Genomic DNA, 22,824 nt, shown 5'->3' with positions numbered 1-22,824 from the left:
ACCCCCCGCCAGAAACGCACCATCGATGTCGGCCGTCACCGACGACAGATCCAGCACCCGGCCATCCGGCCCGAGCACACACGGCCGCTCCTCACCCACCGGTCCCACCCGCAACAGCTTCACGATCGCCCCTTCCGAAATACACCCGATGTCTCGGTCTGCCGAGACTGCCACAGTCGTCCCGCCTTCGTAAAGACCGGACCTGACCGAGACGCGCCGGACGACAATGCCATATTCATCGGATCATTACCGAGCGACTAGCTTAGTTAGCCGAACTAACTACTAGGGTGGGCTCCCCGGCGCCGCGGCCTACCTCAAGGGCCTGGAGCTCGCCGACGGCAGGATCGGCGTGATCGGCTACCGCTCCGGTGGGCGGCAGACGTTCCTGGCCGCCTGCTCGCTCCGGATCGCCGCGGCCGTCGACTGCTACGGGGCCTTCGTGGTCACCGCGCCGCCCGCCGGATCCCCGCTCAAGGCCGAACCACTGATCTCCCGGGCCGCCGACCTGTCCTGCCCGCTGCTCGGGCTCTTCGGCGCGGACGACAGGTTCCCCTCGCCGGACGAGGTGGACGTGCTCTCCGCGGAGCTGGACAAACTCGGCAAGGAACATGAGTTCCACGTCTTCCCCGACGCCGGACACGGGTTCTTCTCCGTTGACCGACCCGCCTACCGTCGCGCGGCGCCCGCCCCCGGGCAGGGCCGCGGACGGCCGGCGGTCGGCGATCGTCAGACGTCGAGCGACATGTACAGGCGGGTACCGCCCGGCCGGAAGCCCACGCGTTCGTAGACCCGGCGCGATCCCTCGCCGCCGTACTCCAGCCACACCGACCGTGCTCCCCTGGCGAGCATCGTCTCGGCGAGCGTGGCGGTGACCGCGGCGGCGATGCCCCGTCCGCGGAAGCCGGGCCGGGTCCCGACCCCGGCGAGTTCCGACGTCTCCACGGCCGGAGCGGAGCACATGGCCGCCCCGGCGCAGCCGCCGCCGGGCGCCCGGACGAACCGGACCGCGCCGCCGCTCTCCTCCGTACGGCGCAATCGGGCCGCGCCCTCCGGCGAGGGAGCGAACTCGCCGCCGAACGCCTCGGACAGGGCGGCGTCGATCGCCGCGTAGTCCTCGTCCGTGACCGGCGTCTCCACCGGCACGACGGCCGGCGACGGCGTCAGCGTGGCCGGGGTGCAGACGAGGTAGTCGTGCACCGCCTCGACGGCGAACCCCGCCTCGCGGAGCGCGGGCTCCACGTCGGGCGCGGCGTCCGGGGCGAACTCGAGACGCGGCTTGAGCCCGCGCTCGCGAAACGCCCCGATCAGCGCCGCGACGTCCCGCCCGCCCGGCCGGGCGCCGGGCAGGGGTGTCGCGTAGTTGACGTACGGGCTGGTGGTGCCGGGATCCACGCCGAGGACGAAGCCCCCGACCTCGACGACTTCGGGACGGCGGCGAAGGTTGGCCACGGCGAAACTCTGGACATCGATGCCCACGGTGATATCGACCTCACGGATGACAAGGTGGAGCGGTTCGCCCGCCGCTCGGAGCGGAGGAGTGAACTCGCGCGGGAAAGCCATCCCGGACGGGGATGGAGAAGGTGCAGAAGGCACCGTCACGTGGGGCCGCCGTGAGACGGTGAGGGCAGTGCCGATGACGCGGGAGGCGTACCGGTCAGTGCCGACGGCGGCCGCTGGGGGACGCCGAGAACATAGGCTTCGTTCCTTCGCTGTTACCTGTGTGAAGCGCGCTCACTTTCCCACGCGGGTCCGTGAGCGCGCAAACGGTTATTTCCGGCGGGGTCAGCGCGCCGCCGGGGCGAGCATGCCGACGAGGTCGCAGGCGTCGAGAGAGCGGATCAGGGCGGGGTCGAGACGGGCAGGGTGCAGGGCGTAGACCTGTGCCCCCTCGCTCACCCGCACGTCATCCTCCAGCACCACGGCGAGACCCGCTTCCGCCGCGCCGGCCTCCGGCCCGGAGCCGGCCGCCTGCCGTACGCCGAGGCGGGACGCGAAGGCGGCGGCGTCCTCGCCGGGACGACGCGCGTGCCGGCTCACGGCGCCGTCGCGGTGCCGTACGACGACCTCGCGGGCGCGGGCGGCGGCGTGCCAGCAGGCGACCTCCCACAGGGTGACGCGCTCGCCGAGACCGTAGGCGTCCTCGGCGGCCGCGCCCAGACGGGCGATCTGCTCCTCGTGTTCGTACACGTCGTGGAACCCGCCGGACGCGGACACGTTGAGGTCCACGAACTCCGACGCGCCCAGCGGCTCGGGCGCGGAGGTCAGATCCCCGGAGTGGACGGCGGTCCCGCCCAGCCGCAGGTTCGTGTAGTCACACAGCCCGACGAGCTCCCACCGAGCGTCGAACACCGCCGCCGACAGGTCCAGGTCGACCACGCGATCCGCGGGCTCCGCCCAGTGCAGGAACAGCCGGATCCGTGCACCGCCCGGGAGCGGCCGGACGCTGCCGCGCGGCAGCCGTACCAGCGAGGCCGAGGCCGACCGCTCGGCCTCCGGCGCGAGCAGGTCGTCCAGTTCCTCGTCCAGCAGCGCGGTCGCGACGGGCGGCAGCGCGGCGGCCCGGCGCAGCATCTCGCCTGTCAGTACGGCGGTCAGGGCGGCCACGGTCTCGGGGGCAAGCTCCTCGCGGACGTCGGGCTCGGCCCAGATCCGCGCCGCTCCCCCGCGCGGGAGGAACATGCGGGTCCCGCCCGGTGGCGTGCGCAACTGACCGAGGGTGGCGATCAGCACGGCCGGGGAGACGTGCGGGGCGGCGGCGCGCAGGGCCTCGGCGAGAGCGGCGGCGGGCAGGCGGCGGGCGAGATCGGCGGTGCGCCGCAGCAGCTCTCCCGGCCGGCGCGTGAGCAGGGCGAGTGCCTCGCGGGGATCGGTCCGCAGCGCGGCCTCGAACCGCCCCGCGAAGGTGCGGGCGCGCAGCCGTACGCCGTCGAACGACAACAGGTCCCCGTGGGCCGCCGCGCGCTCCAGCAGGACGTCCGCCATCGGCGTGCCTTTCGCCAGCGGGGTGCCGCGCAGCACGGCGAACGCCAGGGCCGCGTCGGGGTGACGCCGGTGGAACTCGTGCGGGTGCAGCACCTCCGCCATGTGCCGCCACTGCGCGGGGTAGCGGTGCAGGTCCTCGATCAGGTGCGGCAGCGCCTGCCGGTCCAGCACGGCGAGGAGCGCGCGGCGCACCGGCCGGGGCAGGCTCGTGCGGCGCGGGAGGCGGGCGCGCAGCCCGGGGTCGCCGCCCATGAGGGCGTGGAGCAGCCGCAGCACGTCGGTCGCCGTGTCGGCGTGCCGCGTCAGCAGGCCCAGGTCGCCGTGCCGTACGGCCGAGGCCAGGACGACGGCGCGGGTCTCGCGGGCCGGGATCCGCTCGGGCAGCCAGCCGGCCGACTCGGGCCAGAATCGATCGACGATCTCGGCGACGACCGCGCTGTCCTCCGCGCGAGGCGCGGCCTGCCGGGACAGCAGCGGACCCAGCAGGTCGCGGGCCCGGGCGGCGGGATCGTCGCACAGCCCGAGCAGGGTCAGCGTCTCCGGCACCCGGCCGTTCCACCTGACGGCCGGGGCGTAGACGTCGTCGGCCGGGCGCAGGAAGGGATCACCGGGGTCGATCCGGCGATGACAGATCGGGCAGGCGCTGTAGTCCGCGCCGTCCCAGCACGCGCGGCAGACCAGGTGCGCGCACGGGGACACCGGGTGGACGGCGGCCACCTCCCCGCACAGCACGCACGGCTGCTCCGGCCGCTGGAGCAGCACGGAGAACACCCTGCGGACGAACAGCTCCACCGTGTCGGCGGGGACCGACTCCGGGAAGCGGCGAAACAGCGGCGCGTGCACGACGTGCCCGCCCAGCTGGGCCGACAGGGCGGAGACGAGCGCGCTGCCCGCCCGCCCCAGCTCCCCGGCGTTCAGCTCGGCCAGCCGGGCCCGCAGCGGCGCGCTCAGCATGTGCCCGAGCTGGAGCAGGTCCGCCTCCAGCGCGACCACCCCGTCGGCGACGGTGGCGAGGGGCCGTTCCCGGCGGGACGAGCGCGACGAACGGCCGGAGCCCCCAGGGCCCGGGACGGCGGCTTCCCGCTCGACGGCGGGAACGAGAAGGTCGGGGGCGACCATCCGCTGCCGCAGCAGCAGCTCCGCCAGCCGGTCCACGGGCATCCTCCCTGCGTACGGGCGATCGGGCAGGCACCGAGAAAGTGAGACGGGGCGGAGAACGGACGCACTAGAGCGATTAAAAGATCGAGAAGGAAGCACGTCCAGGAGCCGCCCCTTGGCCCGCCACCCTAGCCCGCCGCCCGATCTTGTGTCGTCCCCTTTTCCCCGTACGCCGCGAACAGCATGAATCACGACTCACGCGCAAATCGGCCGACTATGTGGGTCTGGCATAGTGGGCCGGTGCGAGCAGCGGATAATGACTGGGCAGAGCCGATATCGACGTGCTGGAACCGCTGGATCGCGATATCGACCGGTGACCAGGCGGGCGTCATGGAACTCTTGGGCTTGTTCTCGCCCAGGCCCGTCACGTTCGCCGAGGCCCGGATAGCCATCGACGACGATGGACATTCCGGCCCGGGGGATCGCTCTCCCCTGTCACGGGTTAATGTCACGCCCGAAGTAGACGGCTGGACATTGGTAGTGGGTGCGTGGTGCGATCCTTGTGAAAAGGAGCGCCGCGAGGAAGTGCTCCGGTTGTGCAAAAGGCTCAGCGCTCGTTATGGAAAGGCCCAGGCCTACTATTACGGCGAGCAGGGCGACGGCTCGACCTGGCTGGTGACCGAGCATGGCAGCGTCGTACGCCGGTACGCGGCGACCAGCGAGCCCGATGACGAACTGCTCACAATCGGCGATCCACTGCCGTACGAGCGGCAACAGTGGCTCGAACTGGGACTGCCGGCCGACGGAGACCTGCGGACGGCGACCGAGGAACAGATCGAGGAGTGGATGTGGATCGCCTCCGGCCTGGCCCCCGAAATCGCCGCCGCCTACGGCGTCAGCCCCTACACCTTGTCACGGGAAACGAAGGTGCGGGGAGCCGGTGTTCTGGCGCTGACACCTTCTGATTCGCAGGCAAATGCAAGCCCATGGCGCGGCCGGCATCGCCGGTCGTGACCGCCTGGGAACATACGGCGGCGGCCAGGGGGCGTGAAGTCTCAGCCGGCAGGCGACCCCGCTGTCGAGGCCGGCGCCTACGCCGTCTCAGCCCGTATCAGGCGCCGGCGACGTGTTCGCGAGCCTCGGCGGACGAGGCCGGGGAAGCGGACGGGGCGGGGGCGAGCGTGCGCAGGCCGACGAGGAAGATCTCCAGCGCGGTCTCGAACTGGGGGACCGTGACGGGCGGCAGGTGGGGGGCGCACTCGGCGAGCCGCGGATAGCGGTCCCGGCTCTGCGCCGCGTAGACCAGCGGCGCCCCGGCGTCGCCCTCGCGCACCTCCGGCGGGAGCATCACGAACGACGCCTCGAAGGCCGCCCAGGCCAGGACGTGGTCGCCGAGAGCGCGCTCGTACCGCGCGGCCTCCGGCGGCTCGAAGCCCCCCTGGCGCAGCGCGTCGAGCAGCACCTCGATGGCGTTTATCTCGGCCTCGCGCCGGGTCGACCGGCTGGCCGCCAGCACCGCGGCCTGGGGGTGGCCGGCGAAGGCCCGGTAGACGCGCATGGCCGCGTCCCGCAGCGTGTCCAGCCAGTCCTCCCCCGGGGCGAACCCGGCCAGCGCCTCCTCGTACAGCCGGTCGGCCAGCGCCCGCACGAGGTCGTCCTTGTCCCGGAAGTGCCGGTAGACCGCCGTCGCGTCCACGCCGAGACGCCGGCCGATGTTCCGGAACGTCAGGGCGCCGGGGCCGCCGCTTTCGACGAGTTCGAGACAGGCGGTGACGATCCGCTCCTGGGAGAGCGCGACGGTACGGCGTGGGGGCATGAGCACATTCTCCTCAGTGAGACGTGATCGTCGCGACACATTCTTCACAACACAGGAAGCGTTGTCATCACCGTTGACAACGCTGTTTACGTCGTGCTTCTCTTTCCCCACCCCATTGCGGCCCGCCCTCTGCCGAGGCCGCTCAGCTGCTCTTTCGGAGGTCGCCCATGACTTCAGCGGCGTCTCATGACGGGCTTCGGATCAAGGGAGTCACGCGCCGCTTCCCCGCACCGGAGGGCGGGATCGTCACGGCGCTCGACGACGTCTCCCTCGCGATCGAGCCCGCGGAGTTCTTCGTCCTGCTGGGCCCCTCGGGATGCGGCAAGACCACGCTCCTGCGTACGATCGCCGGTCTCGAGTACCCGGACGAGGGCGAGGTCTGGCTCGGCTCAGAGCGGCTGGACGTGCTTCCGCCGTACAAGCGCCGGGTCAACACCGTCTTCCAGAGTTACGCCCTGTTCCCCCACCTCACCGTGGCCGAGAACGTCTCCTTCGGCCTGGAGATGGAGGGGATGAGCCGCAAGCGGGCCGCCCCGCTCGTGGCCGAGGCGCTGGAGCTGGTACGCCTGCCGGAGCACGGCAGGCGCAGGCCCGCCCAGCTGTCCGGCGGCCAGCAGCAGCGCGTCGCCCTCGCCCGGGCGCTCGCCAAGCGGCCCGAGGTGCTGCTGCTCGACGAACCGCTCGCCGCGCTCGACCTCAAGCTGCGCCGTGGCATGCAGACGGAGCTGAAAAGGATCCAGCAGACGACGGGGGTGACCTTCGTCTTCGTCACCCACGACCAGGAGGAGGCCATCTCGCTCGGCGACCGGCTCGCGGTGTTCCAGGAGGGCACCGTCGCGCAGATCGGCACGCCACAGGAGGTCTACGAGCGGCCGGCCAACAGGTTCGTCGCCGACTTCATCGGCGAGACCAGCTTCCTGACCGCCGAGCGCACCGACGCCGGTTTCCGCCTGAAGGGCGGAGCCGTGCTCCCCGCCGACAGGGTGAGCGGCGCGGGCGGCACAGGCGGCGCGGGCGGCGAGGTGACGATCGCCCTGCGCCCCGAACATCTGGTGATCGGGGGTGAGGACGCCCCGCTGCACGGTGTCGTACGCGAGTCCGTCTACGTCGGCAGCGACATGCGCGTCGGCGCGGAACTCGCCGGCGGTGAGCAGGTCGTGGTGCGGCTGCCGGTGGGCGCCGCGTTCCCCGAACCCGGCGAACGGGTCGGCCTGGACGTGCTGCCGGGCCGCGGCTGGGCGGTGGCTTCGTGACGGGCCCCGTGACGCCGCCAACGCCGGGGACCGCGCCGACCCCGGCCGAGGACCCGGCGGACGACCGGGCCACCTCGGCCGCCCCCGGGACCGCGACGACCCGGCCAGGGCGCGCGTCCTCAGGAGCCCGCCGCGTCCACCGGCCGGCCGGTCAGGGCGCCCGGTCCTCGGTGCTGCCGGGCACGCTCTTCCTGCTGGCCCTGGTCGGCGCCCCGCTGATCGTCGTCGTGGCCTACTCGTTCATGTCGCGCGGCATGTTCGGCGTCGGCGTCGCCGGGCCGTTCTCCGTCGACTCCTACGTCCGGCTGCTGTTCGACACGCAGCTCGACGGCTCGAAGACCTTCGACCCCCGCTACATCGGCGTGTTCTGGCAGTCGATCTGGCTCGCCGCGCTCACGACCGCCTGCTGCGCCGTCCTCGCCTTCCCGATGGCGGTGTGGATGGCCACCAGGTCGCCGCGCACGCGGGCGCTGCTCGTCTTCGCCGTGACGATCCCGTTCTGGACCAACACGCTCGTGCGGACGTACGCCTGGGTGCTGATCCTCAACGACAACGGGCCGGTCAGCGACCTGCTCGGCACACCGATCGGGCTGCTCTACACGCCGTTCGCGACCGCCGTCGGGCTGGTCTACGTGTCGCTGCCGTTCATGATCCTGCCGGTCTACTCCAGCGCGGAGAAGTTCGACTTCCGCCTGGCCGAGGCGGCCTACGACCTGGGCGCCCGGCGGCTGACCGTCCTGCGGCGGGTCGTCTACCCGGCCGTGCGGCCCGGGCTCGTCGCCGGGGTCGTGCTGGTCTTCATCCCCTCGCTCGGCGCGTTCCTCCAGCCGCAACTGCTCGGCGGCGGCAAGTCGCTGATGATCGGCAACCTCATCGAGCAGCAGTTCGGCGCCTCCCGCAACTGGCCGCTCGGCTCCGCCGTGGCGGTCGCCCTGCTGGTCCTCACCCTGCTGACCCTCATGGGGTTCGCGCTGGCGGGTCGCCGCGGCGACCAGAAGGTGAGCCTGCTGTGAACCGCGATGTGCACCGTACGCGACGCGTCGACCTGCGGCGCTTCCCCGCCTTCGCCACGATCTCCGTCCTGTTGCTCGTCTTCCTCTACCTCCCCCTGCTCGTCGTCGTGGTGTACGCGTTCAACACCGGCAGGATCGCCACGATCTGGGAGGGCTTCAGCCTGCACTGGTTCGGCGACGTGGTGGCCAACGCCGACATCAGGAACGCGACGCTGACCTCGCTCCAGGTCGCGGCCGTCGCCACGGTGTGCTCGGTCGTGCTGGCCATCGGCATCGCCCTCGGCCTTGCCGCGCTGCGCCGTACGGCGCGGGGGGCGGTCATGCTGGTCGCCGGCGCGCCGCTGGTGCTGCCGGAGATCGTGCTCGCGGTCGCGACGCTGGCGATGTTCGCCTTCCTCGACGTGCCGCTGGGCATGACGAGTGTGACCCTCGCGCACATCGCGTTCTGCGTGCCGTTCGCGCTGCTGCCGATCCGGGCCCGGCTGGCCGACATGGACCAGCGGGTGTTCGAGGCCGCCGCCGACCTCGGCGCCTCGCCCTGGCGGGTGCTCCGCAGGGTCACCCTCCCGCTGCTCGCCCCCGGCATCGTCGCCGGGGCGCTGATGGCCTTCATCGTCTCCCTCGACGACTTCCTGATCACCTTCTTCGTCGCCGGACCGGGCACCACCACGCTCCCGATCTACATCTACGGCATGCTCCGCGTCGGCATCACCCCGGCCGTCAACGCACTGTCCACCCTGATCCTCCTCGTCTCCCTGCTCGTTCTCGCGGCGGCGTACTTCGCCGGCCGCAAGAGAGGCTGACCGCACATGGTTTCGAAGCACCGGCTCCTCCCCCTCACGGCCCTTCTCGGGGCGGGCGTGCTCGCGCTCGCCGCCTGCGGCGGCGGCTCGACCGGCGCCGCCGCCTCCGGCTCCGGCTCCTCGGCCGGCGGCTCGGGGGCGTTCCCCGCCAAGGGAAGCGGCGAGTTGAACCTCTACAACTGGACCGACTACATCTCCCCCGACCTGCTCAAGCGCTTCGAGTCCGAGACCGGGATCAAGGTGCACCTGGACACCTTCGAGTCCAACGAGGGGCTGCTGGCCAAGCTGCAGGCCGGCGGCACCGGCTACGACGTGATCGTGCCGAGCGACTACATGGTGCAGCAGATGGTCCAGCTCGGCCTGCTGCAGGAGATCGACACCGCCGCCTTCCCCAACGGCAAGAACATCCAGCCCGAGTTCAAGGACGTGTACTTCGACCAGGGGCGCAAGTTCACCGCTCCGTACATGCACGGCACCACGGGCATCGCGGTCGACGAGGCGAAGGTCGGCGGCAAGGTCACCAGCTGGGCGGAGTTCTTCAACCCGCCGGCCGGCGCGAACGGCAACATGGGCATGCTGAACGACTCCAACGAGGTCGTCGCCGCGGCGCTGCGCGCCGTCGGCGCCAAACCGTGCAGCGAGACGCCGGCCGACTACCAGAAGGTGCAGGCGCTGCTCTCCGGGGTCAAGGGCAAGCTCAAGGTGATCAGCTCCGACGGCCAGATCGACCGGATGACGTCGGGCGAGACCACGCTGGCCATGATGTGGAACGGCGCCTTCCATCGGGCCTCGGTGAAGAACAAGGGCATCACCTGGGTCTACCCCTCCGAGGGCCTGCCGCTGTGGCAGGACAACTTCGCCGTGCCGAAGGGCGCGCGCAACGTCGACAACGCCAAGATCTTCATCAACTGGATGCTCGACCCGAAGAACGCCGCCGAGGCGACCAACTTCGTGGGCTACGCCAACGCCGTCACCGGCTCGGACGCGTACATGGACAAGGACCTCGCGAAGGATCCGGCGATCACCCCGCCCGCGGACAAGGCCGCGCTCGCGCAACCCGTGCCGCCCTGCTCCCAGACCGCCCTGGATCTTTACGACAAGGTCTGGACGGACTTCAAGAGCTGAGAGGACGACGACAGATGCACGCGGACCTGCTTTTCGTGAACGGCCACGTCTTCACCGCCGACCCCGCCGCGCCGCGAGCGCGGGCGGTGGCCGTACGGGACGGCCGTGTCGTCGCCGTCGGCGACGACCATGACGTACGCGACCTGCGCGGGCCCGGGACCGAGGTCGTGGACCTGGCGGGCCGGCTGCTCGCGCCCGGCTTCCAGGACGCGCACGCGCACCCGGTGATGGGCGGCCTGGAACGGCTGCGCTGCGACCTGTCCGGGATCACCGATCGCCGGGGCTACCTGGACGCCGTCGCCGCCTACGCCGCCGCCCGTCCGGACGACGAGTGGATCACGGGCGGCGGCTGGTCGATGGACGCCTTCCCCGGCGGGACCCCGGTGAAGGAGGACCTCGACGCGATCGTGCCCGACCGCCCGGTGTTCCTGCCCAACCGGGACCACCACAGCGCGTGGGTGAACTCGGCGGCGCTGCGCGTGGCCGGGATCACCCGCGACACCCCCGACCCGGCCAGCGGGCGCATCGAGCGCGACGCGGCCGGCGAGCCGACCGGCACCCTGCACGAGGGCGCGATGGCGCTGGTCGAGCCGCACCTGCCGGAGACCGGGCACGACGACTACGTCGAGGCCCTGCTCGTCGCCCAGGCGCATCTGCACTCCCTGGGCATCACGGCGTGGCAGGACGCGATCCTCGGCGACTACGCCGGGCACCGCGACGTCACCCCCGTCTACCTCGACGTGGCCGCGTCCGGGCGGCTCAGCGCCCGGGTCCGGGGCGCGCTGTGGTGGGACCGCGAGCGCGGCGCCGAGCAGATCCCCGACCTGATCGCCCGCAGGACCGCCGAGGGCGGTTTCGCCGCCGCGAGCGTCAAGATCATGCTGGACGGCGTGGCGGAGAACTTCACGGCCGCCATGCACGAGCCGTACCTCGACGGGTGCGGCTGCGTCACGGGCAACCGCGGGATCGGCTTCGTGGACTACGCCGAACTCCCCCGCTACGTGACGATGCTGGACGCCGAGGGCTTCCAGGTCCACTTCCACGCCATCGGCGACCGGGCGGTCACCGCCGCGCTCGACGCGGTCGCCGCCGCGCGCGCCGCCAACGGCCCGTCGGGCAACCGCCACCACGTCGCCCACATCCAGGTCGTCCGGCCGCAGGACGTCCCCCGGTTCGCCGAGGAGGGCGTCACCGCCAACATGCAGCCGTTCTGGGCCTGTCACGAGCCGCAGATGGACGAGCTGACCATTCCCTACCTGGGCGAGGAGCGGGCGGCGTGGCAGTACCCGTTCGGCGCCCTGCATCAGGCCGGCGCACCGCTCGCCATGGGCAGCGACTGGCCGGTGAGCAGCCCCGACCCGATCTGGGGCATCCACGTGGCGGTCAACCGGGCCAGGGAGAGCGGCACCAGGCCCTTCCTCCCGGGTCAGGCGCTCGACCTGGCGACCGCGCTCACCGCCTACACCGCGGGCTCGGCCCGGGTGAACCACCTCGACGACACCGGAACCATCGCCCCGGGCATGCTCGCCGACCTGGTCGTCCTGGACCGCGACCCGTTCGCGGCGCCCGTCGAGGAGATCGCGGCGGCCCGTGCGGCGTTCACGTACGTCGCGGGACGGCAGGTGTACGCGGCCTGACCCGGTTATGCCCCACTCGGGGATGGCGGCCGGGAGGCGGGGAAGGGCCGGCGTGAGGACGGCGCGGCGGCATGCGCCGTCGCGCCTCCACATTGGAGGAAGCCATGTCCCCGCTGTCCGTAGTCCCGCCGCCGCCGGGGGTGTTCCTGCTGTTCGGGCAGGTCGCCGACCTGGGCTGGGTGGCCGTCAAGCCGCTGCTCCTGTACGCGACCGCCGTCGCCGTGATCTTCGAACCGAAGGGGGCGGTGAGCGTCGTCACGAGGGACCGTCCCGTGGGCGACGTCACCCAGCACGGGCTGCGGCACGCGCCCCGTCCGTGACGGGCAGGACACGCCGAGGCCGGCGAAGGAGCCCTCCCCCGCCGGCCGGGTGCCAAGCCGCCCTCGGCACTGCCGTAAGCCGCCCTCGACGCAGCCCGCGCAGGCGCGGCGGCTACCACTCGCCGCCCGGTGCGCCGACCTCCCTCCGCGTGCCGCCGTGCTCGTGCTGCCGGTAGTTGGCGGCGAACGCCAGCGCGCCGAGGCCGAACAGGAAGATGATCGCCCCGGTGACCACGTTGTCCCAGATGGTCGCGGTGGTCGCCGGCTGGCCGCGGATCACCCACGGCGCGATGATCGTCCAGACGCCGAGCACCGGCGTCACCCAGCTCATGCCGTACGTGCGGCCGAAGGCGGACGCGCAGCTCATCGCGAGCGCCGCGACCGTCAGCCCGACGATCAGATTGTTGATCGCCAGACCGCCGAAACCGGCGAAGCCCACGATCCACGGCGAGATGGCGAGGTAGAGCCCGGCGAGGAACGTCACTCCGTCCATGACCTGCGCGGGAGCGGTCGATCCCGCGCGGTCGTACGTCTGGCGCAGTTCCGTCACGTCCGGGCGGCGTGCCAGACCTGGTCGCACCATGTCGCGTCACCTCTTCTCCCAGACGGGGCCGGGCCGAAGACCCGGACCCCTCGCTTGCATCATGCAACGCCGCAGGTGGCGGAGGGGAGGTCGCGAGATGCGCGGGAAACAGATGGACGACATCTGTCAGGGAGATGTTGCCGGCGCGGCCAGGGCCTGGGCCGCGTTCACGATGGAGACGTGACTGTAGGCCTGGGGGAAGTTGCCGGCCTGACGCCCCTTGCGGACGTCGTACTCCTCCGACAGCAGGCCGACGTCGTTGCGCAGGGACAGCAGGCGCTCGAACAGGCGCCGCGACCGCTCGCGGCGGCCGATCAGGGCGAGCGCGTGGGCGAGCCAGAAGGAACAGGCGATGAAGACGCCCTCCCCGCCCGGCAGTTCGTCCACGTCGTCGGCCTCGGGCCGGTAGCGCAGGACGAGGCCGTCCTCCGTCAGTTCGCGGCACACGGCGTCGACGGTGCCCGCCACGCGAGGGTCGTCCAGGGGCAGGAAACCGAGCCGGGGAATGAGCAGCAGCGCGGCGTCCAGACCCTTCGACCCGTAGAACTGCGTGAAGGTGTTGCGGTCGGGGTCGTAGCCGTGCGCGCACACGTCCCGGTGGATCTCCTCGCGCAGGGTGCGCCACCGGCGAGCGGGACCGTCGAGGCCCTGCTTCTCGACCGAGTGGACCATGCGGTCCGCCGCCACCCAGGCGAAGATCTTGGAGTGGACGAAGTCGCGGCGCGGGCCGCGCACCTCCCACAGCCCATTGTCGGGCTCCCGCCACGCCCCCTCCAGATACTCCATGAGCGCGCGCTGCAGGTCCCACGCCTCCTCGTCCGGCCGCAGGCCCTCCTCCCTGGCCTGATAGAGGCAGTCGATCACCTCGCCGTACACGTCGAGCTGGAACTGCCGCGAGGCGGCGTTGCCGACCCGCACCGGCCGCGATCCCTCGTATCCCGGCAGCCAGTCGACGGTCCACTCGGGGATGTGCCTGCTGCCGTCGACCGCGTACATGATCTGCAGGTCGGCGGGGTCTCCGGCGACCGCCCGCAGCAGCCAGTCGCGCCAGGCCGTCGCCTCGTCCGCGTACCCCGCGCCGATCAGCGCCTGGAGGGTGAACGACGCGTCCCGCAGCCAGCTGTAGCGGTAGTCCCAGTTGCGCGGCCCGCCGAACTGTTCGGGCAGCGAGGTCGTGGGCGCCGCGACGATGCCGCCGGTGGGGGCGTACGTGAGGGCCTTGAGCGCGAGGAGGCTGCTGCCCACGGCCTCGGCGTACTCCCCCTGGTAGCCGCACCGGCCGAGCCACTGCCTCCACAGCCGGTCGGTGGCGGCCAGCTCCTCGCCCGCCTCCAGCCGCCGCGGCCGGCCCTGCCACGACTGCTGCCAGGTGAGCACGAACGGCACCCGGTCTCCCGCCGCGACGGTGAAGGAGGCGGTCGTCGCCCGGAGGCGGGAGTCGTGGTCGAGCTCGACGGGCGACTGGAGCCAGGCGGCGTTGGGACCGGCGACGACGGCGAGCTCTCCCTCACGGTGCCGCACCCAGGGGATCACGGCGCCGTATTCGAAGCGCAGCAGCAGTTCCGTGCGCATCTCCACCCGGCCCCGCACGCCCTCCACGATCCGCACGAGGTCGGGCGCCTCCCCGCGCGGCGGCATGAAGTCGAGGACCCGCACGCACCCGCCGGGCATGTCCCAGGTCGTCTCCAGGACCAGCGTGCCGTCACGGTAGCGGCGCCCGGTGCACGTCCCCTCGCCCGCCGGAGCCAGCAGCCAGCGTCCCGCCGGACGGCCGCCCAGGAGCGCCGCGAAGCAGGCTCCGGAGTCGAAGCGCGGCAGGCACAGCCAGTCCACCGAGCCGTCGCGGCCGACCAGGGCGGCCGTGTGCATGTCGCCGATGAGCGCGTAGTCCTCGATGCGCATCGTCTTCCCCCGTGATCCCCGGGACTTACCCGGTCATCGAGGGACAAACCAGCGGATCAGCCGAGGCCGAGGACGTACCGCTCGACGAACTCGTTGGCGAAGACGCCGCGCGGGTCGTAGTGCCGCGTCAGCGCCGCGAAGTCGTCCAGGCGCTCGTAGCGGGAGCGCAGGACGTCCGCGGGGAGGGTGAAGAGCTTCCCCCAGTGGGGCCGCGCGTCGAACGGCGCCAGGCACTCCTCGATCGCGGTGAGCACGGGTGTCACGGCGGCGGCGTCCTTGATCCAGGTGAAGTGGAAGGCCACCGTGTCGCGGCCCTGGCTCGGGCTCAGCCACAGGTCGTCCGCGGCGATCGTGCGGATCTCGGAGATCTGCAGGACCGGGGCGATGCGGTCGCGGATCCCGTCGAGGGCGTGGAACGCCGCGGCCGCGTGCCGCCGGGGCACCATGTACTCCGCCTGGAGCTCCTCGCCGCTGCTGGGGGTGAAGTCGGGCCGGAAGTGCGGCAGGCGCTCGAACCAGGGGCCGGGGACGCCCATCTGTGCCGTGCAGTGCACCGCTGACATGCCCGGCACGGGATGCCGCGGACCGTCGGCCGGCGTCGCCCCGAAGAAGCCGCCGCCCGGCTCGGCGCCGTAGAGCCCTCCGGCCGCCGTGGCCCCCTCCAGGCCGCCCGCGGCCGCGTCCCCCGCGAGCCCGCTCACGGCCGCCGCCTCGGCGGGGTCCGCGCCGGACGCGCCGACCCGCTCCTTCACCCAGACCTGGTTGATCCGGGAGGTCCGCCAGTCGGTGAACAGGCTGACGCTGTAGGCGGCGGACATGACGGCGTCGAACTGGTCGTCAAGCACCTCGGCCGGCAGGCCCTCGTACACGCGCTGGCGGACGTCGAACGACGGCACGACGTCGAGCGTCATGGCGACGACCGCGCCGAGGGCTCCCAGCGCGACGACGGCCCCGGCGAACCGGTCGCCGTCCGCGTCGCGGCTCAGCGTGACGAGGCCGCCGTCGGCGGTCACCATCTCGATCGCGCGTACGGACGTGGCGAGACCGCCGTTGGCGTCGCCCGAGCCGTGGGTGCCGGTCGCGCAGGAGCCCGCGACCGAGATGTGCGGCAGGGACGCGAGGTTGGGCAGAGCGTAGCCCTTGTCGTGCAGGCGGCGTCCCAGCTCGCCGTACCGGACGCTCGCGGCGACCCGCACCGTGGACGACGCGCCGTCGATCTCGATCTCCGGCGGCAGCGCGTCGAGCGACATGAGCGCGCCCGGGGAGTCGGCGATGGGGTTGAAGGAGTGGCCGCTGCCCAGCACGCGGGCCTTCTCGCTCCGCGCCACCAGGGCGCGCACCTCCTCCACGGAGGAGGGCCGCTCGACCGCCGCGGCCCGGAACGTGATGTTGCCTGCCCAGTTTGTCACCAAATGAGTCACACAGGAGTTCTACCGGAACATCGCGCTCAGATGCTCACCTGCGTTCGGTTCACCTTTCCGGTGGCGTTGCGGGGCAGGGGCTCGGTCCTGATCGTCCAGCGCGACGGCACCTTGTATCGGGCGATGCCGGCGGCCGTGTGCTCCCGCAGCTCGCGCTCGGTCACCTCGGCGTCCGGCTTCACCACGACCACGGCGGCGACCTCCTGGCCGAGGTCGTGGTGCGGCACCCCCAGCACGACGCACTCGCGCACCGCCGGATGCGCGCCTATCCGGTCCTCGACCTCGGCCGGGTAGACGTTCTCCCCGCCGCGCAGGATCAGGTCGGACCGCCGGCTCGACACGTGCAGCCGGCCGTCCACGATGCGGCCGAGGTCGCCCGTACGGAACCACCCGCCGGGGGCGCTCGCCGCCCGCGTCGCCTCGGGGTCGCGCCAGTAGCCCAGCATCATCTGCGCGCCGCGCAGGCAGATCTCCCCCTCGACGCCGTCGGGCACCCGCTCGCCGCCGGGCCCGCGGATCTCCACGCGCATGGTGGGCACCGGCCCGCCGGCCGTGCCCGGGTCGGCCAGCAACTCGGCCGGGGACGCGAGCGTCGCCGCCGTGCACGACTCGGTCAGGCCGTAGGTCGTCCCGAGGGCCGCGCCGGCCCGCGGCAGCACCTCCCGCAGCCGCTGCTTGAGCGCCGGGGAGGAGGGCGCGCTGTTGACCGAGACCGTGCGTAGCGAGGTCAGGTCGTACGGCGAGAGGTCGTGCTCGACCAGACGGGAGAGCATCGTCGGCACGGCGCCCCAGTTCGTCACCCGTTCCTTCTCGATGAGCCGCAGCACGCGGACGATGTCGAAGCGGCCCAGATGCAGCACCGCGGTGTCGCCGACGGCCAGGCGGACGACGGCGAGGTTGTGCAGGGCCGCGATGTGGAAGAGCGGGGTCGCCAGCAGGAAGCGCCGGCCCGCCTGCGGACGGCCCATCTCCGCGGCGACCGCGTCGTTCAGCAGGTGGAACCAGACGGCGGCGATCACGTTGCGGTGGGAGTGGGTGGCGCCCTTCGGCCGTCCCGTCGTCCCGCTGGTGAAGAGGATGACCGCCGGGTCGTCCTCGTCCACGGCCTCCACGGGCCGCGCCGCGCCCCGATGCCGCTCGACGAGCACCGGCAGGTCGTCCTCGATCGACAGCACCGGGATGCCGGGCTCGCCGGCGAGCGCCCGGCGCGGCGCGTCGGCGACGAGGACGGCGGGCTCGGTGAGACCGAGGCCGTGGGCGATCTCCGGGGCGGCCCACATCGAGTTCATCCCGACGGCGACCGCGCCGAGTGAGACCGCCGCCCAGAAGGTGACGATCCACTCCGGCCGGTTCGCGGCGCAGACGGCGACCCGGTCGCCCTTGCGCACGCCGTACTCGTCGCGCAGGGCCGCGGCCAGCGCGCACACCGCCTCGTGGTGCCCGGCGAACGTCAGCCGGCTCTCCCCGGTCACCAGATACTCGCGGCTGCCGAAGCGGAGCGACGCGCGGAGGATCTCGCCGAGCGAACGCTGCCGGTGCGCGAAGACCTCCATCGGCTCGCCGAGCACGTCCTCGACGCGCACCTCGAAGGGAGCGCCCGGGGCGGTGAGCCGGGCCAGCGCCTCCTCGCGGGTGGTCATGTCGCTGTTCCTGCCACGGCCCGCACGCTAACCGGACCGGCCGCACGCGCGACGTCCCGCTCCCGCTGACCGGAACCCGGCCGGGGGCGTACGGTCAGGCGCCGTGGCCGGGGAGGCTGGCGAGATACCAGTCGACGAGCTTGAGCCGCTCGTCGGCCAGCCTCGCCTCCACCTCGGCCTGGGTCTTCGGCGCGCCCAGCAGCACGTCGTCGCCGGGCCGCCAGTTGGCCGGGCAGGAGACGCCGTCGCGATCGGCCGTCTGCAGCGCGTCCACGAGCCTGAGGATCTCGGGGACCATCCGCCCCGCGTTCATCGGGTAGTAGAGGATCGCGCGGACGACCGACTCCGGGTCGATCACGAACACCGCGCGGACCGCCGCCGTCGCCGACGCGTTCGGGTGGAGCATGCCGTACGCGCGGGACACCCGCGTGTCGAGGTCGGCGATGATCGGAAAGGGGATCTTCACGCCGAGTCTGTCCTCGATCGCCCGCGTCCAGGCGAGGTGGCTGTGCACGGAGTCGACGGAGTTGCCGAGCAGGGCGACGTTCCTGGTGGCGAACTCCTCCGCCAGCTCGGCGAACGCGACGAACTCGGTGGTGCACACCGGGGTGAAGTCGGCCGGGTGGCTGAACAGCACCAGCCACCGCCCGGCGTAGTCGGCGAGCCGGACCGGCCCGTGGGTGCTCTCGGCCTCGAAGTCCGGCGCCCTGTCGCCGATGAGCGGCAGCCGGGTGGATTCCACCCCAGGCGTCGCCGCGGAGGTCACGGCAGAGGTCATGGTCTCTTCCTTTCCGCGTCACGCCGCCCGGAGTGGGCCCGGCCCGCGAGTGCCGTCGCGGATCCCGAGGCGGTCGCCGCTCCCGTCGCGGCGTCCGCGCGTTCGTTCACCGCGTCGTCCACCGGGCCCGTACCCGCGAAGACCGGTGGCGACCACGAGCGTTCCGCCCCGATTCGGTAATGCCGCAGGTCATGAGGGGTCCGTGCCAGGCGGGAATGAACGAGGGACGGGAAGGGGGACGCCATGCCGACGACCGAGGTCAGCCATCCGCTGTTCGCCCGCTTCTACACGTGGTTCAGTCAGGTGCTCGACCGGCACGGCATGACCGGGCAGCGTGAGGCGCTGGTGGCGGGGCTGTCGGGCCGAGTGATCGAGGTCGGCGCGGGCAACGGGCTGAACTTCGCCCACTATCCGCCGTCCGTCACCGGCGTGCTGGCCGTCGAGCCCGAACCGCGGCTGCGGGCGATCGCCCGCCACGCGGCCAGTGGAGCGCGCGCGCGGATCGAGGTCGTCGACGGCCTGGCCGACCGGCTCCCGGCCGGCGACGGCGAGTTCGACGCGGCGGTGGTGTCGTTCGTGCTGTGCTCGCTGCCCGATCCCGCCGCCGGGCTGCGGGAGATACACCGCGTGCTCGCTCCAGACGGGCGGCTGCGCTTCCTCGAACACGTCCGCGCCGGGTCCACGGGCTGGGCCAGGGCACAGGACCTGCTGGACGCGACCGTGTGGCCGTGCCTGACCGGTGGCTGCCACACGGGCCGCGACAGCGTGGCGGCGATCGAGGCGGCCGGCTTCACCGTCGGGTCGCTGGAGCGCTTCGTCTTCCCCGGCCGCGTCCGCAGCCCCATCTCCTTCTGCGTACGCGGCGAGGCCCGGCTGCCGTCGACGACCGCGGCCACCAGCAGCAGCCCGGCGTAGACACCCTTGTCGGCGAGGTCCTCGTTCAGCGCGCGGACCCAGTGCCGAGTCGCAGCGGCGACGCTGAGGGCGCCGCTCATACCGGGTGTGGCGGAGGCATCGAGTGCGGATGCCCCCAGGGCCACCAGAAAGCCCCCGTCCCCCCGCTCGGTCATCTGCGGAACGACAGCACGCGCGCCCTCACTGCCGCCGCGCTCTGGACGGCCCGTCAGACAAGCGGCCAACTCCGCAGGGCCATGTCGGCCACCTGCTGCAGGTCGTCACGCGTAGCGCCGCTGGCGGCTTGGACCGCGATGCCGTTCGCCACGGTCATGACGTAGTGGGCGAGCAGCCCGGGATCGGCGCCAGGGGGCAGGTCGCCTTCGTCGACGGCCGCCTGGAACCGGTCGCGGAGAAGGGAGATGGCCTCGTTGCGCCAGGCAATCAGGGCGTCACGAGCGCTGCGTCCCGGGGTGCCCGCGGCGAGGGAGCCTTGGACGCCCAGGCACCCGGTCGGGCAGCCGGGGTGTGTGGTGGCCCGAACGGAGCCGTTGAGGAACGCGGTTGCCACCTGCCGGGCGGTCGGCTCCCGCAGGGCCCGGGCCCCGTACGAGGCGGGACCCTCCGTGTAGCGCTCCAGAGCCTTGCGGAACAGGTCCTCCTTGTTGCCGAAGGCCGCGTACATGCTCGTGCGGGTGATGCCCATGGCCTTGGTCAGGTCGGTGAGGCTGGCGCCTTCGTAGCCCTGTTCCCAGAAGACCCGCATGGCGCGTTCGAGGGCCTCGTCGGCGTCGAAACCTCTCGGTCGGCCGATTGGCGCCTTCTGTCGCGTCTCCATGCCATCGATCATACCCCTTCCGTACCGATCGATGCAGATGTGCTACGGTCCTTTACAGACCGATCGGTACTGAAATCCGTGGAGGTAAGGCAACACATGGGACAGCTCGAAGGCAAAACCGCCGTCGTCACCGGCGGCAGCACCGGGATCGGCCTGGCAACCGCCGTCCGGCTGGCAGCCGAGGGTGCGCACGTGTTCATCACCGGCCGGCGCAAGGCCGCGCTGGACGCGGCCGTGGAGATCATCGGCCCCGCGGGGGTCACCGCGGTGGCGGGTGACATCTCCAACCTGACCGACCTGGACCGCCTGTACGACGCGGTCCGCGCCCGGGGCCGGGGCCTGGACGTGCTCTTCGCGAACGCGGCGAGCGCCTCGTTCGCGACACTGGAGCAGATCACCGAGCAGCACTTCGACCAGATTTTCGGTGTCAACGTGCGCGGCACCGTGTTCACCGTGCAGAAGGCACTGCCTCTGCTCAACGACGGCGCGTCAGTGATCCTGAACTCCTCGGTCCGCGCCGATGACGGTGTCGCGGCGTTCGGCACGTATGCGGCTTCCAAGGCGGCGATCCGGTCCTTCGCCCGAACCTGGGCCAACGAGCTCAAGGACCGGAATGTCCGAGTCAACGCGATCTCCCCAGGCACCATCGACACTCCTGGACTCGACGCTGTCGTCAGCACGGAGGACACGCCCGTCACGAAGTCACAATTCGCCGCGGGCATCCCGCTCGGCCGGATCGGGCACCCGGACGAGGTCGCCAACGTGGTGGCTTTCCTCGCTTCCGAGCAGAGCAGCTTCATCCTCGGAGCCAACCTGTACGTCGACGGCGGCGAGACCCAGGTCTGACCCGCTGACGACATCCGTCGCGCGATCACCGGCGGCGCCGGCACGAGCGACGCCGATCCCGTGACGGAGCGAGACGCGACAAGCGCGAGCGAGCCGAGCTGGTCTCGGCGGAGGAAGTGACGACGGGCATATCAGCCCGGCCCGGCCGCCAGCCCCGGCCAGGTCATCCTCTCCCACCTGTGCAAACAGGATGGAATCAGGTCACCGGGAGTCGGGGCGGCTCGCCAGGGCGTCGTACCGCCGGAAGGCGGACACGCCGAAACCGGTCACCAGGACGAGCAGGGCGCACACCAGGCCGCCGCCCGCCCAGGAGGGCACGAGCCCGAAGGCGTCCGCGGTGGCGCCCGCCCGCAGGTCGCCCAGGCGGGGCCCGCCCGCGACGACGACCATGAACACCCCCTGCAGGCGTCCGCGCATCTCGTCGGGCGCGTAGGTCTGCAGGATCGTCTGCCGCCAGACGGCGGAGGCGAGGTCGGTCGCGCCGCCGATCGCCAGCAACGCCACGACCAGCCACAACGGCTGCGCCAGCGCCGCCGCCGCCACCGTCACGCCCCACAGGGCGATCACGAGCGTGAGCGCCACCCCCTGGCGGCGTACGCGGCCGACCCAGCCGGAGAAGACGCCGGCGACGACCGCCCCGATGGCGATGCTCGCCGACAGCCAGCCGAACGCCACGGCCGACCCGCCGAAGCGCTCGGCCGCCATCTCCGGGAACAGCGCCCTCGGCATCGCGAACGCCATCGCGATGATGTCCACCACGAACGACATGAGCACGACAGGCCTGCTCACCACGTATCTGAGCCCGTCGACCACCGAGCGCAGGCCCGGCCGGGAGATCTCGCCGACGGGCGCCAGCGTCGGCAGCCGTACGGCCGCGTAGAAGCCGGCGCCGAACAGGACGGCGTCGATGAGGTACGCGGTGGCGTACCCGCCCTTGGCGAGCACCACCCCGGCCAGCAGCGGCCCGGCCACCGTGCCGATGCTGCTGACGAGGAAGTTGAGGGTGTTGGCCGCGGGGACCCGCTCGGTGGGCACGATGCGGGGAATGATCGCCCCGCGCGTGGCCGAGGTGACGGCGAAGCCGATCGACTGGAGGGCGATGACGGCGAGGATGAGATAGACGCTGCCGAGCCCCGACCAGGCGTGCAGCAGCAGGGCGACGGTGGACAGCCAGGCCACCACCGAGCCGGCCAGCAGGAGCCGGCGGCGGTCCATCGCGTCGGCGACCGCGCCGCCCCACAGGCCGAAGACGACCAGCGGGACGAGGCTCACCGGCCCGAGCATGCCCACCCACAGGGACGACCCCGTGATGCTGTACACCTGCCCGCTTACGGCCACCGAGGTGAGCTGGAAGCCGATGAAGGAGACGCCCTGCCCCACCAGCAGCCGCCGGTACGCGGGAATGCTCAGGGGCCGGGTGTCGAGGGCGACACGCTTCAGAACTGCCTGTACCCCCGCCACCCTTTACCTCGCTGATCTGGGCATATAGAACATTTGGGGTACTTTACCCTGGTCGCGCACGGCGGCCGCGATCGGAGCCCCGGAAAGGATCAGACCCGAACCGCCTGAGGCGGTCGCCGGTATCGGCACCAATCGCAGCAGAAAATTTCGTAGAAATTCCGAATATTTCTGACGCGGAAGGCGCGGCTGGGGAGGAGGACGGGTCAACGAGCCCGCTCCCGCGGGGCGCTCCCGCGGATCCGGCCGAGGACGTGACCGCGACTCGTTTCGCCGTCACCGTCCAGGACACCGGGTCGTCCCGGGACTCGATGACAGCGCGGGGCGCGGCTCCGGAAAATTTCCGTGCGAACGGCCCGGACCTGCGGCGCACCTCGCCCCGCCTTGGCCGGGCAGCGGAGGCGAACGGCCCTGCGC

General features: G+C 72.2%; 20 protein-coding genes. 10 read left to right on the top strand and 10 right to left on the bottom strand.

Annotation, left to right across the window (positions count from 1 at the left end; translation table 11 throughout):
- Positions 1-322 precede the first annotated feature (322 nt).
- Positions 323-787 carry a dienelactone hydrolase family protein gene (locus tag IL992_RS35960; RefSeq protein WP_193207780.1) on the top strand — a complete coding sequence of 155 codons (465 nt, stop codon included), beginning with the start codon at positions 323-325 and terminating at the stop codon, positions 785-787.
- Here the strand turns inward: IL992_RS35960 and IL992_RS48670 are convergent.
- Both IL992_RS48670 and IL992_RS35950 read right to left on the bottom strand, forming a co-directional pair.
- Positions 727-1,449, bottom strand: coding sequence for a GNAT family N-acetyltransferase (locus tag IL992_RS48670; protein WP_319019046.1), 723 nt, complete (start codon positions 1,447-1,449; stop codon positions 727-729). The two genes, IL992_RS35960 and IL992_RS48670, sit on opposite strands and share 61 nt — an antisense overlap.
- Before the next feature lie 333 nt (positions 1,450-1,782).
- A complete protein-coding gene (locus IL992_RS35950; RefSeq protein WP_193207764.1) occupies positions 1,783-4,137 on the bottom strand; it encodes an MXAN_6230/SCO0854 family RING domain-containing protein in 2,355 nt (784 codons plus the stop codon).
- 243 nt (positions 4,138-4,380) lie between these two features.
- Here IL992_RS35950 and IL992_RS35945 point away from each other — a divergent pair, with 243 nt between their 5' ends.
- Positions 4,381-5,094, top strand: a complete 714-nt coding sequence (locus tag IL992_RS35945; protein WP_226874356.1) for a hypothetical protein — start codon at positions 4,381-4,383, stop codon at positions 5,092-5,094.
- A gap of 97 nt (positions 5,095-5,191) precedes the next feature.
- On the opposite strand, the gene IL992_RS35940 is transcribed toward IL992_RS35945, so the two are convergent.
- Entirely contained in the window at positions 5,192-5,896 is a 705-nt protein-coding gene (locus IL992_RS35940) for a TetR/AcrR family transcriptional regulator (protein WP_193207763.1), read from the bottom strand.
- Positions 5,897-6,063: 167 nt separating this feature from the next.
- Here IL992_RS35940 and IL992_RS49120 point away from each other — a divergent pair, with 167 nt between their 5' ends.
- The 6 genes from IL992_RS49120 (at position 6,064) to IL992_RS35910 (ending at position 12,047) form a co-directional block, all read left to right on the top strand.
- Entirely contained in the window at positions 6,064-7,149 is a 1,086-nt protein-coding gene (locus IL992_RS49120; RefSeq protein WP_193207762.1) for an ABC transporter ATP-binding protein, read from the top strand.
- Positions 7,146-8,162 (top strand): ABC transporter permease, encoded by a 1,017-nt coding sequence (locus IL992_RS48665; RefSeq protein WP_319019045.1) that lies wholly within the window; start codon positions 7,146-7,148, stop codon positions 8,160-8,162. Before IL992_RS49120 ends, IL992_RS48665 begins: the two co-directional genes overlap by 4 nt.
- The gene (locus IL992_RS35925; protein WP_193207761.1) at positions 8,159-8,965 is read left to right on the top strand and encodes an ABC transporter permease; all 807 of its coding nucleotides are present in this window, start codon (positions 8,159-8,161) and stop codon (positions 8,963-8,965) included. The genes IL992_RS48665 and IL992_RS35925 overlap by 4 nt, the downstream gene beginning before the upstream one ends.
- Positions 8,966-8,971: 6 nt before the next feature.
- On the top strand, positions 8,972-10,090 hold the full coding sequence (locus IL992_RS35920; protein WP_193207760.1) for an extracellular solute-binding protein: 1,119 nt from the start codon (positions 8,972-8,974) through the stop codon (positions 10,088-10,090).
- A 14-nt stretch (positions 10,091-10,104) separates the two neighbouring features.
- Positions 10,105-11,727: an amidohydrolase gene (locus IL992_RS35915; protein WP_193207759.1), complete on the top strand. Its 1,623-nt coding sequence runs from the start codon at positions 10,105-10,107 to the stop codon at positions 11,725-11,727.
- Positions 11,728-11,831: 104 nt separating this feature from the next.
- Positions 11,832-12,047, top strand: a complete 216-nt coding sequence (locus IL992_RS35910; RefSeq protein WP_193207758.1) for a hypothetical protein — start codon at positions 11,832-11,834, stop codon at positions 12,045-12,047.
- A gap of 112 nt (positions 12,048-12,159) precedes the next feature.
- On the opposite strand, the gene IL992_RS35905 is transcribed toward IL992_RS35910, so the two are convergent.
- The 5 genes from IL992_RS35905 to IL992_RS35885 all read right to left on the bottom strand — a co-directional run bounded on the left by IL992_RS35905 (position 12,160) and on the right by IL992_RS35885 (position 18,371).
- Positions 12,160-12,630 (bottom strand): SPW repeat protein, encoded by a 471-nt coding sequence (locus IL992_RS35905; RefSeq protein WP_193207757.1) that lies wholly within the window; start codon positions 12,628-12,630, stop codon positions 12,160-12,162.
- Between the two features lie 126 nt (positions 12,631-12,756).
- Positions 12,757-14,532 carry a glycoside hydrolase family 15 protein gene (locus tag IL992_RS35900; protein WP_193207756.1) on the bottom strand — a complete coding sequence of 592 codons (1,776 nt, stop codon included), beginning with the start codon at positions 14,530-14,532 and terminating at the stop codon, positions 12,757-12,759.
- Between the two features lie 56 nt (positions 14,533-14,588).
- Entirely contained in the window at positions 14,589-15,941 is a 1,353-nt protein-coding gene (locus IL992_RS47960) for a D-arabinono-1,4-lactone oxidase (RefSeq protein ID WP_404804811.1), read from the bottom strand.
- Positions 15,942-15,979: 38 nt separating this feature from the next.
- A complete protein-coding gene (locus IL992_RS35890) occupies positions 15,980-17,593 on the bottom strand; it encodes a class I adenylate-forming enzyme family protein (protein WP_193207754.1) in 1,614 nt (537 codons plus the stop codon).
- Between the two features lie 94 nt (positions 17,594-17,687).
- Positions 17,688-18,371 carry a peroxiredoxin gene (locus IL992_RS35885; protein ID WP_193207753.1) on the bottom strand — a complete coding sequence of 228 codons (684 nt, stop codon included), beginning with the start codon at positions 18,369-18,371 and terminating at the stop codon, positions 17,688-17,690.
- 243 nt (positions 18,372-18,614) lie between these two features.
- Here IL992_RS35885 and IL992_RS35880 point away from each other — a divergent pair, with 243 nt between their 5' ends.
- Entirely contained in the window at positions 18,615-19,286 is a 672-nt protein-coding gene (locus IL992_RS35880) for a class I SAM-dependent methyltransferase (protein WP_193207752.1), read from the top strand.
- A gap of 208 nt (positions 19,287-19,494) precedes the next feature.
- On the opposite strand, the gene IL992_RS35875 is transcribed toward IL992_RS35880, so the two are convergent.
- Positions 19,495-20,103 carry a TetR/AcrR family transcriptional regulator gene (locus IL992_RS35875; protein ID WP_193207751.1) on the bottom strand — a complete coding sequence of 203 codons (609 nt, stop codon included), beginning with the start codon at positions 20,101-20,103 and terminating at the stop codon, positions 19,495-19,497.
- Positions 20,104-20,199: 96 nt separating this feature from the next.
- On the opposite strand from IL992_RS35875, the gene IL992_RS35870 reads away from it, so the two are divergent.
- Complete coding sequence (locus IL992_RS35870) at positions 20,200-20,949, top strand: SDR family NAD(P)-dependent oxidoreductase (RefSeq protein WP_193207750.1); 750 nt, start codon at positions 20,200-20,202, stop codon at positions 20,947-20,949.
- Positions 20,950-21,150: 201 nt separating this feature from the next.
- Here the strand turns inward: IL992_RS35870 and IL992_RS35865 are convergent, their stop codons facing one another.
- Entirely contained in the window at positions 21,151-22,410 is a 1,260-nt protein-coding gene (locus IL992_RS35865) for an MFS transporter (RefSeq protein WP_193207749.1), read from the bottom strand.
- Positions 22,411-22,824 lie beyond the last annotated feature (414 nt).

Source organism: Microbispora sitophila (genome assembly GCF_014892245.1).
GTDB lineage: Bacteria > Actinomycetota > Actinomycetes > Streptosporangiales > Streptosporangiaceae > Microbispora > Microbispora siamensis.
The sequence above is the reverse complement of the archived record's forward strand: the minus strand, read 5'-3'. Positions and strand labels throughout refer to the sequence as shown.